This is a genomic window from Marinomonas fungiae (genome assembly GCF_001418205.1).
Lineage (GTDB): Bacteria > Pseudomonadota > Gammaproteobacteria > Pseudomonadales > Marinomonadaceae > Marinomonas > Marinomonas fungiae.
Window position 1 is genome coordinate 78,423 of record NZ_LIQF01000012.1, and the last position, 16,563, is coordinate 94,985.

Annotated in this window: 17 protein-coding genes; 7 read left to right on the top strand and 10 right to left on the bottom strand. The window is 47.8% G+C overall.

The features are described from left to right. Window positions 1-40: 40 nt before the first annotated feature. The gene (locus tag ASC49_RS15590) at window positions 41-907 is read right to left on the bottom strand and encodes an HDOD domain-containing protein (RefSeq protein ID WP_055464176.1); all 867 of its coding nucleotides are present in this window, start codon (window positions 905-907) and stop codon (window positions 41-43) included. A 111-nt stretch (window positions 908-1,018) separates the two neighbouring features. Between ASC49_RS15590 and ASC49_RS15595 the strand changes: the two genes are divergently transcribed. After that, a complete protein-coding gene (locus tag ASC49_RS15595; protein ID WP_055464177.1) occupies window positions 1,019-2,215 on the top strand; it encodes a class I SAM-dependent rRNA methyltransferase in 1,197 nt (398 codons plus the stop codon). A gap of 44 nt (window positions 2,216-2,259) precedes the next feature. Here ASC49_RS15595 and ASC49_RS15600 read toward each other — a convergent pair whose 3' ends face one another. From ASC49_RS15600 to ASC49_RS15615, 4 genes are read right to left on the bottom strand one after another with little or no spacing between them, the layout of a single operon-like run. Continuing rightward, window positions 2,260-2,853, bottom strand: a complete 594-nt coding sequence (locus ASC49_RS15600) for a Crp/Fnr family transcriptional regulator (protein WP_055464178.1) — start codon at window positions 2,851-2,853, stop codon at window positions 2,260-2,262. Window positions 2,854-2,857: 4 nt separating this feature from the next. Next, entirely contained in the window at window positions 2,858-3,754 is an 897-nt protein-coding gene (locus tag ASC49_RS15605; RefSeq protein ID WP_055464179.1) for a DMT family transporter, read from the bottom strand. Then, window positions 3,754-4,581, bottom strand: a complete 828-nt coding sequence (locus ASC49_RS15610; RefSeq protein WP_055464180.1) for an arylamine N-acetyltransferase family protein — start codon at window positions 4,579-4,581, stop codon at window positions 3,754-3,756. The genes ASC49_RS15605 and ASC49_RS15610 overlap by 1 nt, the downstream gene beginning before the upstream one ends. Window positions 4,582-4,594: 13 nt before the next feature. Next, a complete protein-coding gene (locus ASC49_RS15615; protein WP_055464181.1) occupies window positions 4,595-5,218 on the bottom strand; it encodes an NAD(P)H-dependent oxidoreductase in 624 nt (207 codons plus the stop codon). Window positions 5,219-5,460: 242 nt separating this feature from the next. On the opposite strand from ASC49_RS15615, the gene ASC49_RS15620 reads away from it, so the two are divergent. Further along, window positions 5,461-5,970 (top strand): LolA-like protein, encoded by a 510-nt coding sequence (locus tag ASC49_RS15620; protein ID WP_055464182.1) that lies wholly within the window; start codon window positions 5,461-5,463, stop codon window positions 5,968-5,970. A gap of 67 nt (window positions 5,971-6,037) precedes the next feature. Here the strand turns inward: ASC49_RS15620 and ASC49_RS15625 are convergent, their stop codons facing one another. Beyond that, a complete protein-coding gene (locus ASC49_RS15625) occupies window positions 6,038-6,703 on the bottom strand; it encodes a histidinol-phosphatase (protein ID WP_055464183.1) in 666 nt (221 codons plus the stop codon). Between the two features lie 134 nt (window positions 6,704-6,837). Here ASC49_RS15625 and ASC49_RS15630 point away from each other — a divergent pair, with 134 nt between their 5' ends. The 3 genes from ASC49_RS15630 to lgt are packed head-to-tail and all read left to right on the top strand — an operon-like array spanning window position 6,838 to window position 10,479. Continuing rightward, entirely contained in the window at window positions 6,838-7,338 is a 501-nt protein-coding gene (locus ASC49_RS15630) for an RNA pyrophosphohydrolase (RefSeq protein WP_055464184.1), read from the top strand. 35 nt (window positions 7,339-7,373) lie between these two features. Then, complete coding sequence (gene ptsP / locus ASC49_RS15635) at window positions 7,374-9,659, top strand: phosphoenolpyruvate--protein phosphotransferase (RefSeq protein WP_055464185.1); 2,286 nt, start codon at window positions 7,374-7,376, stop codon at window positions 9,657-9,659. Window positions 9,660-9,681: 22 nt separating this feature from the next. Continuing rightward, the gene (gene lgt / locus ASC49_RS15640) at window positions 9,682-10,479 is read left to right on the top strand and encodes a prolipoprotein diacylglyceryl transferase (RefSeq protein ID WP_055464186.1); all 798 of its coding nucleotides are present in this window, start codon (window positions 9,682-9,684) and stop codon (window positions 10,477-10,479) included. A gap of 78 nt (window positions 10,480-10,557) precedes the next feature. Here the strand turns inward: lgt and ASC49_RS15645 are convergent, their stop codons facing one another. Beyond that, the gene (locus tag ASC49_RS15645) at window positions 10,558-11,409 is read right to left on the bottom strand and encodes a thymidylate synthase (protein ID WP_055464187.1); all 852 of its coding nucleotides are present in this window, start codon (window positions 11,407-11,409) and stop codon (window positions 10,558-10,560) included. A gap of 71 nt (window positions 11,410-11,480) precedes the next feature. Between ASC49_RS15645 and folA the strand changes: the two genes are divergently transcribed. Both folA and ASC49_RS15655 read left to right on the top strand, forming a co-directional pair. After that, complete coding sequence (gene folA, locus ASC49_RS15650; protein ID WP_055464188.1) at window positions 11,481-11,981, top strand: type 3 dihydrofolate reductase; 501 nt, start codon at window positions 11,481-11,483, stop codon at window positions 11,979-11,981. A gap of 5 nt (window positions 11,982-11,986) precedes the next feature. Beyond that, a complete protein-coding gene (locus tag ASC49_RS15655; protein WP_055464189.1) occupies window positions 11,987-12,406 on the top strand; it encodes a secondary thiamine-phosphate synthase enzyme YjbQ in 420 nt (139 codons plus the stop codon). A 63-nt stretch (window positions 12,407-12,469) separates the two neighbouring features. Here ASC49_RS15655 and ASC49_RS15660 read toward each other — a convergent pair whose 3' ends face one another. From ASC49_RS15660 to ilvD, 3 genes are all read right to left on the bottom strand, one after another. Beyond that, window positions 12,470-13,693 carry a PAS domain-containing protein gene (locus ASC49_RS15660; RefSeq protein WP_055464190.1) on the bottom strand — a complete coding sequence of 408 codons (1,224 nt, stop codon included), beginning with the start codon at window positions 13,691-13,693 and terminating at the stop codon, window positions 12,470-12,472. 42 nt (window positions 13,694-13,735) lie between these two features. Continuing rightward, the gene (locus tag ASC49_RS15665) at window positions 13,736-14,578 is read right to left on the bottom strand and encodes a 23S rRNA (adenine(2030)-N(6))-methyltransferase RlmJ (RefSeq protein WP_055464191.1); all 843 of its coding nucleotides are present in this window, start codon (window positions 14,576-14,578) and stop codon (window positions 13,736-13,738) included. A 75-nt stretch (window positions 14,579-14,653) separates the two neighbouring features. Then, on the bottom strand, window positions 14,654-16,498 hold the full coding sequence (ilvD, locus tag ASC49_RS15670; protein WP_055464192.1) for a dihydroxy-acid dehydratase: 1,845 nt from the start codon (window positions 16,496-16,498) through the stop codon (window positions 14,654-14,656). Between the last annotated feature and the right edge of the window lie 65 nt (window positions 16,499-16,563).

A 16,563-nucleotide genomic window follows, 5' to 3' on the forward strand; every position in this document is an offset into this window, starting at 1 on the left:
CGAAAAAGAGCGCCGCGGCGCTCTTTTTTATGGACGATGATTACAGGTTGCCAATCCCTTGCTCTCGGCAGGTGTCAATAATGCCTTCAAAATCATATTCGGTCAGTTCCAAGTGCTCTAGGGCATAATGACCAATTTGCATCCATTCATAATCTTCCGTCGCTCGGCCCAACTGTTTATAAGTGGTACTGATGTGCTCTGCCATTTTTAAAATTGACATAAAGGTCAGATATTTACTGTCGCCAGCAATACGTTCTTCATACAGTTTCAGGGCTCGATGATGATGGGCAATCACGTAGCAACAAGCTTTCGGTAATGCCCATGACTTGGCTAAGTAGTAGCCAACAACGGAGTGGTTCGTACGAAACCGCTTATTTTCCATGTCGGTCAGTTCAAAATCAAAACTTTGATAACCTTGCTCTAGCACCTCTTTATAACCATCAAAGCGGCTCATCATCAGTGGAATGCCAGCGTTATGGAACAAGCCCAAGGCATAACACTCGTCTTGATATTTAAAACCTAGCTGGTTGGCAATACTGGAGCAGATCGAGGCCACGTCCATGGCGTTGTCCCAAAAATTGTGCAGCTCTTCAATGGCGCCATCGGACAGTTCACTTTTGACCGCTAAGCCATTAACAATGTTAGCGATGGAGCGGATGCCGAGCATCATGACGGCTTGTTGAATAGAAGAGATTTTGCGTGGCAAACCATAGTAAGCCGAGTTCACGAATTTTAATACGGCAGCTGACAGGCCAACGTCCTGAGAGATGATTTGCGCGATGCGAGACATGTCCGGTTCTGGCATCGCCTGCTCCATATGCAAATCAACCATAACCTGAGGTTGAGGTGGAATCGTAATTCCTTGCAGAACCCGCTTTAATTGCTCGTCATTTAGGCCAGTAGACATGGTAACCCCTGTAAATATTGGCGGTGAAATAATGTGAATTCCGCCATTAACGTAGAAATCCATAACCGAACACTTATAATAGCGTTTTTTTATGTAACCTTGGTGAGAACTTTGAGTGTAATTAGGTTAAAAGGGCAAGCAGACAGAAGACTTCGTGCTGGCCATCAGTGGATTTATAGCAATGAAGTGAATACCGATGCGACACCTTTGAAGCAGTTTAATGCTGGGGATCAAGTGATCGTGGAAACGGCACACGGCAAACCAATCGGTGTTGCCATGATCAACCCTAATACTCTGATTTGTGGTCGCCTGGTCAGTCGTAGCACGGATACCGTGTTGAACAAATCGACCATAGTGCATCGTCTAAAGATCGCCTTGTCATTACGTGAGATGAGTTATCCAGAACCTTACTACCGTTTGGTGTTTGGTGACTCTGATGGTCTATCTGGCTTAGTCGTGGATCGTTTTGGTGACATTCTTGTCGTACAGATTTCAACCGCTGGTATTGAGCGTCTGAAAGACGAAGTTATCGAAGCGCTGCAAGAAGTGGTCAAGCCAAGTGCGATCTTGATGAAAAACGACGGCAAAATGCGTAACGTGGAAGGCTTGGACACCTATGTGGAAGAAGTCTTTGGTCACGTGCCTGAAGTGGTATACCTAAAAGAAAACGATGTGTTGTTCCAAGCGCCAGTTTGGGATGGTCAAAAAACTGGTTGGTTCTATGATCATCGTGAAAACCGCAAAACCATGCAGACGTTCTGTTCTGGTAAGCGTGTGCTGGACGTATTCTCGTATGTCGGTGGTTGGGGCGTACAAGCCGCTGCAGCGGGTGCGACGGACGTGACCTTTATCGATGCCTCAGAAGCGGCGTTGGATCATGTGGAAGCGAACCTTGCTTTGAACCAATACGAGGGTGAATCTAACTTGATGCAGGGCGATGCGTTTGAAGCAATGAACGCTCTGATCGAAGAGAAACAACGTTTTGATGTGGTGGTGATGGACCCACCAGCGTTCATTGCTCGCCGTAAAGACATTAAAGCGGGCGAAGGTGCTTACCACCGTGCCAACCAACTAGCCATGCGCCTAGTGGCGAAGGGCGGTATCTTGGTATCCGGTTCTTGTTCGATGCACCTAGAAACCGGCCGTTTGCATGATATCGTGCGCAGTAACAGTCGTCAGCTAGAGCGTTTCTCACAGCTGATATATCGCGGTACACAAGCGCCAGATCACCCAGTGCATCCAGCGATTCCGGAAACGGAGTACCTAAAAGCACTGTTCTACCGAGTGCACAACAATATGGGTCTATAAGACTTTGTAAGATCTTAAAAACGCAGCTTCGGCTGCGTTTTTTGTTAGCGCTGATCGGTTTTCAATTGTGTTCGAATACGGCTTAAAGCGATCGGTGTAATGCCAATGTAAGAGGCAATTTGTTGCTGTGGCAGCGTGTCTTTGAGCTCAGGAAAGTCACGACAAAAGTCCAAATAGCGCTGCGTGGCTGAGTGCTTAACCATGGCGTGCTCTTTTTGTTCCTTGTGAATAAAAATGCTTTCCAGAAACATTGCATAGGCTTGTGTAAAGGCTAAGTCTTGGCTCATCTGTTGATAAAATGGTTGCCAAGGAAAAGAGATAGCAGTGCTAGCATGAAGCGCTTCAATACTGAATAACGCAGGTTGGGAAAGTGTCAAAGCCCGCGTTGAACCTACCAATCTAGGGCTTTTAGCAATGGTCTGTGTGTATTCCTTCCCACTTTCTGAAACACTGTAATAACGTACTAAACCACTGCAGAGAAAGAACATATTGGCAGAGCGCTCACCTTGTCTAAGTAAGCAGTCGCCTTTATTCAACATATGCACTTGAATGTCCGTCTGATACAAATCCCAATTAATATTGGCCTGATATTGATCGAAGAATTGCATCAGTTGCTGTGTTAAGTATTGCTTGTCCATCGTGCTATTCCAGTTGCTGTCTTGGTTGGCAGTCAATTAAGATCAAGGCCACTAAGACCATACATGAACCTATGATAAAGCCGTAAGAGTACAGCATCATTACTTGATTTTGAGTGGCCTGATAAACAGCTACCCAAATGGGTATGGTATAGCTGAAAGCTAATAGGCGCGATGCACCACCGCAACGAATAACGCGCTGCTGTAAGACAAAGGTTAAGAGGGTGGTAAACACCGTTAAATAGAACAGAAAGCGCCAGAACTGAGCGTTTTGCCACGCTACGCTGCCAAGGTCTCCCCATATCAGAGTGATGGGAAGCAGCCAAATACTACCAAATAGCATGATGCGATAGGCCCCGAAGAAGGCTGTGACTTGCCTGCCCCAACGCTGTACGCTGATCACGTGGAAAGCCAGTAAACCACAAGCGATAAAATAGATTCCATCACCGCTATGCCAGGTCAGCGCTCCTTCTCGGGTAAAAACTAAGACACTGATCGCACCAGCTGATCCCATCATATAGCCCAGCCAATGTTGGTAGGAAGTGCGTTGCCCAAAGAACAACATCAGAGCTGCCCCGAACAGAGGCACAAAGGTATAGATGACCGAAGTATTTAACGATGAAGTGGTTTTAAGGGCGCTGAATAAGCCAATGAAGAACCCCACGAGCGTGCCGCTGATCACAAGGTACTTGAACGTCAGTGATGTGGATTGAAACACGCGACTGAGCGAATCCTGTGGCTGTTTTGGCAGACAGTAATAGATCGGCGTCATCAGCAATAAAGCCATTAAAAAGCGTAGTCCCGTAGTCGCCAGCGGTGATGCGTAGGGGGTGACGTGGGCGGAGACTACAAATGACGAGGCCATCAACCAAGCCCATATTAAGGCGGCAAAAATGGATTGCATCAGCTGTGCCTCTCAATCGTGTTCGTAAGCCTTGGCGCAATATGGTGCGCAAACAGGAATTCGCAGACCTCTTGCTCGATGGTTAAGTTAAAAATCTGGCGCAATGCCTTATACAGAGCCTGTGGCGACTCAAGCAGAGAACTTTTAGTGCCTGCATTGGTTCGATGTTGTAAATGCTGATTGGTGATGACAAAGGTGGCGGTAGCGTTTTTTTGGCTGACGACTAAATTATTTACAAACACAGCGGTAGGATTCTTGTGTGAGTAAAAATGTCCCATATCGCAGTCTGCATCCGTATAGTGTGTTAAATCGAAACGGTACAGTAAGAATGGCCCAGCCTCTTGTTGCTGCCACAGCTCGAACTCTCCAAGAGTATTCTGCTGAATTTGATAGTGCTCAAAACCTGCCGATTGTATGGCTTGGCTATCTAATGCTATCGGAGCAATAGGGCAATTTGCGCCAAAACCAACGTCAACCAGATAGCGTTTACCTTCTATTTCAACAAGGGTGATTCGATGCGTCCGCGGTACCGCCCGCTCGTTATTATTAATGACTCTGGCGAGGACTATGCGTACTTTGTACCCCCAATAAGAAAGGGCTTCGTAAGCTAGCTTATTGTGTTCAAAGCAGTAGCCCCCCACACCGCGATGCACCACCTTATTGAGGACTGCCTGACACTCTAAGGAGATGTCTTCTTGTAGTAATACCGCCAAATTATTAAAGGTAAAACGTCCAATATGACGTTCGGTTAAGGTGCACAGAAAGTCTAAGCTTGGCTGTTGTGGCGGCATTAAATCTAATGCGTTTAAGTAGTCTGTGAAATTCATCAGCGAAAATCTCCTAAGCCAAAAAGTGAGCGAACTCTTCTGTTGGAATGCGCACTTTCACGGGCGGCTCAGCCGTCTGATCTCGGTAACCGATGGCGCAAATCACACAGGCGTTTAGCTGCTTGTCGTCCAATCCTAAAATTCGATTGAACGCTTCCGGCTCAAACCCCGTCATCGGACAGGTGTCAATTCTTTGCATTGCTGCTTCGCTTAATAACGCTCCCAAAGCGATATAGGTTTGTTGTTGCGCCCAAGACTGACCTTCTTGTTCATCTTTTACTGCTAAGGCTGACTTAATATGATCGGCGTAACCTTCAGCGCTGCCAATGGCAGCAGACGTTTGCTGGTAATAGCGTTGAAAATAACGATCCACGATCTGATCATTGATTTGGGTCTCATTGGCGAACACCAACAGATGTGAGCAGTGCTTTACTTGGCTTTGTCCATAAGCGTGCTCGGCCAGTTGTGCCAAGAGGGTTGGCTCTTCAATGATCCAAACTTGATAGGGCTGTAAACCGTAAGACGAAGCCGATAAACGGGCCGCTTCGATTAGATCATTTACTTGGGATTGAGGAACTTTACGGTTGCTAAAGTTTTTCAGGGAGTAGCGCCACTGTAAGGCTGGAAGAGTGCTCATTATATTTCCTCTGGTGTGTGATATTAGCGTTACTGTAATGCGTGCTTAGAAGGGCGTAATTAACCTAGGTTTAGAGAAGGAAATTTATTTGCCTTTGACCGTAATAGAGAAAAGGAGGATGCGGCTTGTAAGTGAGTCATTGGCATGCAAGGCACGTTCGTCTGCTAAACTGCCTGAGTACTAGCAACCATTAATTAAATATGTGTAGCAATTATTTTCACCGAGTTGAATTGGAGCCAATAATGAAAAAAATCTTAAGTGCTTTTGCGTTAGTCGCCATATTGCCAATGGTTGGCTGTGCTTCGAAACCTGCCACACCGACACTGATGATGGGAGAAAGTGTGATTTTAGATGGCATAGAAGACCAACGCGGTAATCGTTTTGAGCACCAAAACAGTATGCAAACGCTATTAGTTGTTGATGGTATGGATGCCAAAAATGTGGCCAGAGAAAGTCTTAAGAGCATTGATGTAAGTTGTATGGAAGCAGGCAAACTTGTCTATTTAGCCGACATCAGTAGCATGCCGAGTTTGATTTCCAATCTGATCGCAATTCCGAAGTTGCGTCATTACCCTTACTCGATTTGGCTTGACCGGGAAGGGGATGTGTCCGAATCGCTGCCAGTACGTGATGGTAAAGTGACGGTCATCGGTGTTAAGCATCAGGTTATTGAGTCGGTAATGTTTGCGGGGGATGCCACGACTTTATCCGAGCATATTGGTACGCTTTGCCCTCCAGTCACGACGCCATAGCGCCAGTCTAGTGAGGTGTTTAGAATGAAAAAAGCGAGTCACTTGGACTCGCTTTAGGGGGTGGTGATTACCAAGAGTTACCGCGTAGGGAAATATGCGGCCAGCCGCGTTCTTTGGCAATATCCGTAAGGGTTGGGTCTGCGTCCACAGCGATTGGATGATCCACTAGTTCAAGCAGGGGGAGATCGTTGCGTGAGTCGCTGTAAAAGTAACTGCCTTCCATTGAGTGGCCGGTTTCTTTTAGCCATTCGTTAAGGCGCGTCACTTTGCCAGCTTGGAAGCTAGGAATCCCAACGATGTTGCCTGTGTAGACATCGTCAATGACTTCAGGCACTGGCGCAATGATATGATCCATACCTAACTCGTCAGCAATGGGGCCCGTCACAAACTGGTTGGTTGCCGTGATCAAAAGTAAAAAGTGACCTTGATCTTTGTGGAATTTGAGTAGCTTGGTGGCTTCTTCCTGCATCATGGGACGTACTTTAAGATCCATGAATTCTGCATGCAGGGCGTCACGCTCTGCTTTACTAAAACGAGTCAGTGGTTTTAGGCTAAACGCAAGGTATTCAAAAATGTCTAACGTACCGGCTTGGTATTGCTCAAAAAAGCGGTCGTTTGCTTCTTTGTAGAGCTCTACATCTACCAATCCTTTCTCAACTAGAAATTGTCCCCAGTTGTAGTCGCTGTCGCCGCTAAGCAGCGTACCGTCTAAGTCAAATATTGCCAGTGTCACAGCATCACCTATCGATTAAATTGTGCGGTACAGTATAGCGATGGCATTGACAAATTACAGCCCGATTAATTGTGTGGAACACGGAATTATGGAACAATGCTGAGCATTAGATTTTAGTTATAAGGTGAAAGCTCGTGATTGATGCAGACGGATACAGACCGAATGTTGGCATCATCTTGATGAACGAGCGAGGCCAGCTTCTTTGGGCGAGACGCGTAGGTCAAAACGCGTGGCAATTCCCCCAAGGTGGCATTAAAGCGGATGAAACGCCAGAACAAGCTTTGTATCGTGAGCTCAAAGAGGAAGTGGGTTTAGAACCTCACCAAGTTGAGATTGTCGGTAGAACTCGAGGCTGGTTGCGTTATCGTCTTCCTAAGCGAATGCTTCGTCATAACAGTAAACCCTTGTGCATCGGACAGAAACAGAAATGGTTTTTGCTTTCCATTCGCTGCGCGGATGCGTGCGTTTGTGTTGACGGAACAGATTGTCCTGAGTTTGATGGATGGCGCTGGGTAAGTTATTGGTATCCGCTAGGCCAAGTGGTTGCGTTCAAGAAGGATGTCTATCGTCGTGCGTTGAAGGAATTAGTGCCTAATGCACACAGATGGCTAAAGCGTAGGAATAAGCCGTTGTAAGCTTCTTCCTACCCTACTTAGACAGTTGAGGATATATGTTAAGTTTATTGAGACGAATCACCCAAGAGGTTACTGCTGCGCAGTCGCTACAGGCTGCGCTCGAAATCATCGTGCGTCGAGTGCGTCGTGCGATGCGCTCTGAAGTGTGCTCAATTTACTTAGTCGATCCGAACACGCAAGATTATATCTTAATGGCAACTCGAGGCTTAAATGCAGACGCGGCCGGCAAACTGAGTTTGAAATCCGATGAGGGTTTGGTCAGTTTGGTTGGGCGACGAGCAGAGCCCGTGAACCTTGAAGACGCGCATGTTCACCCTGCGTTCCACTATCTAAGTGGTACTGGGGAAGAACGTTACAAGTCGTTCTTGGGGGTGCCGATTATTCACCATCGTCAAGTGCTCGGTGTTCTGGTTGTTCAGCATGAAGAACGTCGTCGCTTTGATGAAGGTGAGGAAGCTTTTCTCATTACTTTATCGGCTCAGCTTGCCGGCGTCATTGCTCACGCCGAAGCGACTGGCGCCATGATGTCGCTCACCTCGAATACCCCCGCAGGCTCCGACTTTCGTTATAAAGGGGTGGCGGGTAGTTCCGGTGTGGCCATTGGTAAAGCTGCGGTCATTTTTCCGCCTGCCGACTTGGATGTGATTCCTGATCGTGTACCGCAAAGTGTTGAAGCTGAAGTCGAAGATTTTTACCAAGCTTTAGAAGCCGTCCGTGGGGATATTAAGAAAGTCAGCAGCCGCTTAAGTCAGCACATCAGTGATGATGAAAAAGCTTTGTTTGATGTCTACCTGAAAATCCTAGATGACAACTCTTTAGCAGCCGAAATTATTAAGAAAATTGAAGAGGGTAACTGGGCGCCAGGCGCATTGCGTCAAGTGATTAAGTTACACATCTCCTTTTTCGAGCAAATGGAAGACCCTTACTTACGTGAGCGAGCGACTGACATTCGTGATTTAGGTCGTCGAATTCTGTCCCATTTGCAAGAGAAAACCCCGAGTGTGACCGAAGAGTTAACGGAGCCGGTGATCATTGTCGGTGAAGAGTTGACCGCTTCGATGTTGGGAGAGTTTCCACTCGATAAAGTCAAAGGTCTTGTGTCTGTGATGGGCTCAAGCAGCTCTCACGTTGCGATCTTAGCCCGCGCTATGGGCATCCCAACGGTGATGGGGGCTGTCGACTTGCCTTACAGCAAGCTAGACAAAGTGGATATGATCGTTGATGGCTACTCAGGCCAGATCTTCACTTATCCTTCCGAGGCGATCATCGACAGCTACCAGCAAATTGTCGATGAAGAGCGCCAACTGGAAAGCGAGTATGAGCAGCTCAAAGACTTGCCTTGTGAAACACTGGACGGTCAGCGCATCGGTCTATACGTCAATACCGGATTGCTCGCGGATATCAATCGATCATTGGATCGTGGTGCAGAGGGTGTTGGTTTGTACCGTACCGAAGTGCCGTTTATGATTCGTGATCGCTTCCCAACGGAAGCTGAGCAGGAGCAAATTTACCGTCAGCAATTGGAAGGCTTTGCTCCGGCCCCTGTGACTATACGTACACTGGACGTTGGTGGTGACAAGGCTTTGCCTTATTTCCCAATTAAAGAAGAAAACCCTTTCCTTGGGTGGCGTGGTATTCGTGTTACCCTCGACCATCTTGAAATATTTATGGCACAAATTCGTGCCATGATTAAGGCCAGTGCAGGGCTGCATAATCTTAAAATCATGTTACCGATGATTTCCAACGTGGCCGAAGTGGAAGAGGCGTTAGCCTTGATTCGCCGTGCCTATGCAGAAGTCAAAGAAGAAGGCTACGATGTGGTGATGCCACAAGTGGGCGTGATGATAGAAGTACCAAGTGCCGTGTACCAGGCCAAGGAGTTGGCTGGCATGGTGGACTTTATGTCCGTGGGCAGTAACGACTTGACCCAGTACCTGTTGGCGGTCGATCGTAACAATTCCCGCGTAGCGAACCTTTACCATACTTTCCATCCTGCCGTACTACGCGCTTTGGCTGATATCGTTGAGCGCACTAAGGGGGAAGGCGTGAAATTGAGCGTATGTGGTGAGTTGGCAGGTGATCCTCTGGGCGCCATTTTAATCATGGCGATGGGGTACAACACCTTGTCTATGAGCTCTACCAGCTTGCCGAAAGTCAAAGCGGTGCTGCGTAAATTAACCATGGAACAAGCGCAAGACATGTTGCGTCAAGTGTTGCCATTGGTACACTCCGATGCGGTACGCCAGACCATGATGAAACTCGTGCGTGAAGCCGGTGTCGAACGTCTGATCCGTCCGTCTAAAACGGCTGCGCTTCAATAATTCAACAGACTGTAGACCCTTTATGATTGCCTATCCAAATATCGATCCGATAGCGGTATCGCTCGGCCCTATTGCCATTCATTGGTATGGCCTAATGTACTTAATTGGTTTTGTTTCCGCTTATTACTTAGGCGTGTACCGCGCCAAGCGTTCTCATGGTTTATGGACCTCCGAGCAAGTCAGCGACATGATTTTCTATGGCGCGGTGGGCGTCATCCTCGGTGGCCGTATCGGATACATCCTGTTTTACCAATTCCCTTCGTTTATTGATAATCCCTTGGTGCTGTTCCGTATCTGGGAAGGGGGCATGTCCTTCCATGGCGGCTTGCTGGGTGTGATTGCCGCCATGTGGTGGTTTTCCCGTAAAACGCAAAAACACATCATTGATATCTTAGACTTTGGCGCGCCGTTTGTGCCGATTGGCTTAGGCCTAGGCCGTTTGGGCAACTTTATCGGCGGTGAGCTGTGGGGGCGTCCAACGGATGTATCCTGGGCAATGATTTTCCCGGGTGATCCTTTGCAGCTTGCCCGTCACCCATCCCAGTTGTACCAGTTTGCACTGGAAGGCGTGGCGCTGTTCACTATCTTGTGGTTCTTCTCACAGAAATCAAAACCAAGATATTGCGTCTCAGGCATGTTTCTATTGTTCTACGGCATATTCCGTATCCTAGTGGAATTTGTGCGCGAGCCAGACCCACAGCTTGGCTACATTGCCTTTGGCTGGCTCACTCAAGGCCAGATTTTATCAACACCTATGGTGTTGCTGGGCATTGGTTTGTTGGTGCTAGGTTTTAAAATGCAGCGCTATCCAGAAAAGTAAGCCGATCCGCCGAATAAAAAAATGCCGCCTGTTTTATGCAAAGCAGGCGGCATTTTTGTTACGCGTCAATTCGAGTGCCTACACTGAGAATGGGTAAGCGATAGGTTCGTGGAACTGGTAACCTTCTAGCTCAAAATCATCCAGTGTGACCCAAGTTTCCAGATCTTCTAAGGATGTAATGGCTGGATTAATCCTAAAGCTTGGTGCCGCGAATGGCTCACGTTTAAGCTGTACATCACGCATCAATTCTAGTTGGTCTTCGTAAATGTGGGCATTGACGATTTTATGGTAAGCCTTGCCCGGTTTTTTACCGGTGATTTGCGCCATAATGGCCAGCAGGAAGTACACCTGCACCATGTTGAAATTCAGGCCTAGGGGAACATCACAACTGCGCTGAGTGCTGTTGAGGTACAGTGTGTCCCCTAAAAGAGAAAAGTGGTGGCTGTACATACAAGGACGCAGACACGCCATATGCAGCGCACCTGGATGGTAGAAGGTAAAAATCTCACCACGGTTGTCTTGGCCTTTTGTTAGGTCATCGACGATTTGACGCAGTTGATCAACCGAGCCGCCGTCCGGCTTAGGGAAATTGCGGCCTATGGCACCGTAGCAAAGACCCATATCGTCTTCGCCTTTGCGGTAAGGGTTGTTCAGCCAAGCTTGGTTTTCGTTGGCGTTTGCGTCCCACGTTTTAGTTCCTAGAGCACGAAAATCGGCGGCGTTATCATAGCCACGCAAATAGCCCATCATTTCAGCAATGGCCGATTTCCAGTAACTTTTGCGGGTTGTGACCAAGGGAAATTCGCCTGCACCCACATCATAGGTGAGGTCAGCGTTAATCACCGTCAGGCAACGTTTGCCTGTGCGTTCATTCGCTACCCATTCGCCTTCATCAATAATGCGACGACAAAGATCTAAATATTGTTTCATGCAATTGAGTCCATGGTCGGTATAATATTGGCGCAAAGTATATCAAATTGCCTTCAGAGTTCGGAGAGAAAATGCTATCCCTAATCGTTGCGATGTCGACTAACCGAGTAATCGGTATTAACAACTCATTACCTTGGCACCTGCCGAATGACCTCAAATACTTCAAGCAAGCGACTATGGGTAAGCCGATTGTCATGGGCCGTAACACCTTTGAGTCGATTGGTAAACCGTTGCCAGGCCGTCGTAATATCGTCATCAGCCGTAACCCAGATTACCAGCCAGAAGGCGTGGATGTGGTGCGTTCCTTGGACGAGGCGATTAAGTTGGGCGAAGACATTTGCCTGATTGATGGTCAAGAAGAAGTGATGATCATCGGTGGTGCGCAAATCTACTCTTTGGCGCTTGAGCGTGCCGATCGTCTCTACATCACCCACGTGGATGCAGAGATCGAAGGGGATGCGTTCTTCCCAGAAGTAAATTGGGAAAACTATGAAAAGATTGCCGAAGAAGCGTTCCCAGCCGAAGGACCAAACCCTTACGACTACCGCTTTAGCGTGTATCAGAAAGGCTAATCCCGATGTGGTTGCAAAAAGAGATCAAGTTATCGCCCCGTAAGCGCGGCTTTCATCTGGTCACCGATGAAATTCTGCAACAACTGCCGGAGCTAAGAAAGTTTGAAGTCGGCATACTGAATGTGTTTATTAAACACTCCTCGGCCTCGTTGACCATCAATGAAAATGCTGATCCCACCGTTCGAGTGGACTTTGAAAGCTACTTTAACCACGCGGTGCCAGAAAATGAGCCTTACTATCGTCATGTCTATGAAGGTAGCGACGATATGCCAGCCCATTTAAAGAGTAGTATCTTGGGCTCTAGTCTAAACATCCCTATCACTCGGGGGGATTTGAACTTAGGCATTTGGCAGGGGATCTATCTGTGCGAACACCGTAATCACGGCGGTGCTCGCAGCTTGGTGTTAACGCTGCAAGGTGAATGATCTGCTAAGCATAAGAAAGGAGCCATTGGCTCCTTTCTAGTAAGATCGTTTCAAGCGAGAGTGCTATTCCGCAATGGAGATTGCAATCCCTGCTGTACGGCCTTTTTCTACCGCCGAGTTGGCGCTTTGGGCAAGCTCTTCAATAGTTTCACCATCCTCTGGGAAGGTCGCTAAGCCAACACAAAGGTTGAGATGACTAGCATCGGAGAATTCCAATACTTTTTGCTCTTCTTCACTTGGGTTCAAAAAGCCCTTAATCAACTTCTGGGCGTCTCTTAGGCTAGTATTTGGCAACAGCAGTAACAGCTTGTCTTGCGCTACTCGGGCTAAGATATCCGCTTCACGAATCTTCTTATAGATAAAACGGGCTGTTGTATGAATGGCCGTATTACGCTTTTCTAGTGGCATATCGGCAAGTAGGCCGCGAGCATCTAAGTCAATCTTAGCCATGGTTAAAGGCGTGTACTGGCGACGAGCCAAGCCCAGTTGTTTGGTGAAATGGGTCAGTGCCGCGCCACGATTTAGCAAACCGGTTAGCTCGTCAAAGGTAGCTTGCGAACGCAGATGTTCTTCCAAGGCTTTTTGAGAGCTGATGTCTTCAATAAAACCGATGACTTTTGCTACTTCTGCATTCGGGCCTTGGCTGTAGGTGCGGCCGCGTTCACGAATCCAAATGTATTCATCGTTACCACGACGAATACGGTATTCGGATTCATAGTAGCGTTGTTTATGCTTCACATGCTCTTCGACGGTGCGTTGCATTTTGGGCAAGTCATCCTTGTGTACTCGACTGCGCCATGCTTGACTGCTATGCGGGGTGTCTTCTAAAGAGCAGCCTAACAAGGAGGCAATGGATTGTGAGCAAGAAATGGTGTCTTCCTCAACTTCCCACATCCAAATTCCGGCTGAGGATTCTGTCAGAGCAAACTTAAGGAGGGTATTTTCAGCGACGCTGAAGTCCAAGTGCTCGGTGTGAGAAATATAGCCAAGTACATGCTCGTCATCGAGTTCGACCAGAGAAATTTCAGCCGTTAGGAAGCGATCACCCACTTCCAAGCGAGCGCTGATTCGCTCCACCTCTCCATGCTTAAGCTTGGCAACGATATCAGCAAGATTCGACTGATCATCATTCACCAAAGAACACCAAGTGTCTTGGCGAGCGGCACCGACATTTAGGTAAAGACTCTCCAAACGTTCATTTGCCGCTACGATGTCACCACTTTGAATCTGTGCGATAAACGCAGGAGTGGGCATATGATGAAATGCAGTGGTAAACGGGATGGACATTTAAAGACTCCTTATCAAGTCAGTGTGCTCGCCTATTGAGCATTACTCAGGTGTAATCCAACGCAGTTGGAAGTGTGCGTCTTGGTCTTCCGCTAACGCATCACGTAAAAATGGAAGAAATTCTTGCGCTTCTTTTTCCAGCGTCCATGGTGGGTTAACAACGATCATGCCACTACCCGCCATACCGCGCTTAGTTTCTGTTCCGCGAATATTCAATTCCAATAATAAAGTATTTCTAATTTTGGTTGCCGCGACCGCATTAATCAAATCGTCCGCTTGGCGGCGATTCAATACTGGGTACCAAATAGCATAGCTACCTTGGGAGAAACGTGTGTAGCCTTCTGCCAATGCCTTGACTACTGTTTTATAGTCATTTTTTACTTCGTAAGGTGGATCCATCAGTACGAAGCCACGTTTTTGTGGCGGTGGTAACATCGCTTTGACGGCCAAGAAACCATCATCTTTTACCACATTTGCCACTCTTTTTTTAGGGAAAAGTGAAGCAAGTAGTGGATAGTCATTTGGGTGAAGCTCACACAAATGCATTTTATCTTTTTGGCGCAGGTAATGGTTTACCACCATTGGGCTACCAGGGTAAACATTTAATTTGCCATCAGGGTTTAGTTCTTTGACGATCTCAACGAAGGCCTCAAGTGGCTCGGGTAAATCGTTTCGCTCCATTAGGAGACTAATACCGGTGTCGTATTCTTGGTTTAGCTGAGCTTGATCAGAATCCAGTTCATACAAGCCAATACCAGCATGGGTATCCAGATAAAAGAACGGCGCTTCTTTTTTTGTTAAGTGACGGCAGATTTGACTTGCAACAAGGTGCTTAAGAATGTCGGCGTGGTTGCCAGCATGATAAATATGGCGATAACTAAGCATGGCATAGGGTCCAATATAATTAAAAAAAGCCGCTCCTCTTGTGGAGGCGCGGCTTTCAGAGGTTTAACGGTCAGCTTAGTCTAGTTGATCTAGATCGCGTACCGCACCTTTGTCTGCACTGGTAGCAAAGTGTGCATACACTTTCAATGCAGGAGATACTTTACGTGGGCGAACTTCGGCAGGTTTCCAAGCGTCCGCGCCTTTCGCTTCCATCGCTGCACGACGGTGCGCTAGTTCTTCATCAGACAGCAATACGTTGATAGTACGGTTCGGAATGTCGATTAGGATACGGTCGCCATTTTCCACCAAACCAATCGCACCACCCGCCGCTGCTTCTGGTGAAACGTGGCCAATTGATAGACCAGAAGTGCCACCAGAGAAACGGCCATCTGTCAGTAGGGCACAAGCTTTACCTAGGCCTTTAGACTTGATGTAAGACGTTGGGTACAGCATTTCTTGCATGCCTGGGCCGCCTTTAGGACCTTCGTAGCGAACGATCACAATATCGCCTGCTTCGACTTTGTCAGCCAAAATGTTGCTCACTGCTTCGTCTTGAGATTCCGTGACGTGGGCACGACCTTCAAATACTAGGATCGATTCGTCTACACCAGCACTCTTCACTACACAGCCGTCTAGGGCGATGTTACCGTAAAGAACCGCTAGACCACCTTCAAGTGAGAAAGCATTCTCTAGAGAACGGATACAACCGTTTACGCGGTCGCCGTCAAGTGTTGGCCAACGGCATGATTGGCTAAAGGCCACTTGCGTTGGAATGCCACCAGGACCTGCTTTGTAGAATTCTACGACTTCAGGCGTTGGTGATTCCATGATGTCCCATTTCTTTAAGCCATCAAGCAGAGTATCAGAGTGCACTGTGTGAACTTGGTTGTGCAGAGCGCCAGCACGATTCAGTTCACCTAGTAGACCGAAGATACCACCGGCACGGTGAACGTCTTCGATATGGTATTTTTGAGTGTTCGGCGCCACTTTACATAGCTGAGGTACTTTACGAGATAGACGGTCAATGTCTTTCATCGTGAAGTCCACGCCCGCTTCACGAGCCATCGCTAGCAAGTGAAGGATAGTGTTGGTTGAACCGCCCATGGCAATGTCTAGGGTCATGGCGTTTTCGAACGCTTCGAAGGTTGCGATAGAGCGTGGTAGCCACTTCTCTTCGTCTTTTTCGTAGTAGTTCTTAGTGATTTCAACGATGCGGCGGCCAGCTTCAAGGAATAGACGCTCACGGTCAGCGTGGGTCGCAACGACTGTACCGTTGCCAGGTAGACTTAGACCTAGCGCTTCGGTTAGACAGTTCATCGAGTTTGCTGTGAACATACCAGAACAAGAACCACAGGTTGGACATGCCGAACGTTCGATTTCCGCTACAACTTCGTCAGAAACACTGTCATCAGCCGCGATCACCATGGCATCAACTAGGTCAAGTTTATGCTCAGAAAGCTTAGTTTTACCCGCTTCCATTGGGCCACCAGATACGAAGATCACTGGGATGTTTAGACGCAATGCGGCCATTAACATCCCCGGTGTGATTTTGTCACAGTTAGAGATACAAACCAGCGCGTCAGCGCAGTGAGCGTTCACCATGTACTCCACTGAGTCTGCAATCAAATCACGTGATGGCAGGCTGTACAGCATGCCGTCGTGACCCATGGCGATACCGTCGTCAACTGCGATCGTGTTGAATTCTTTCGCCACACCGCCAGCCGCTTCAATTTCACGGCAAACAAGCTGACCTAGGTCTTTAAGATGCACGTGACCTGGTACGAACTGAGTAAATGAGTTCGCGACAGCGATAATAGGTTTATGAAAATCTTCATCCTTCATGCCTGTTGCACGCCATAGCGCACGAGCACCGGCCATGTTGCGGCCGCCAGTGGATGTTTTGGAGCGGTATTCTGGCATTTGTATCCCCACAATTTATTTTGCTTTCTTTATGTGCTTCATGTTACCAAGTTTATTGCCCTCGC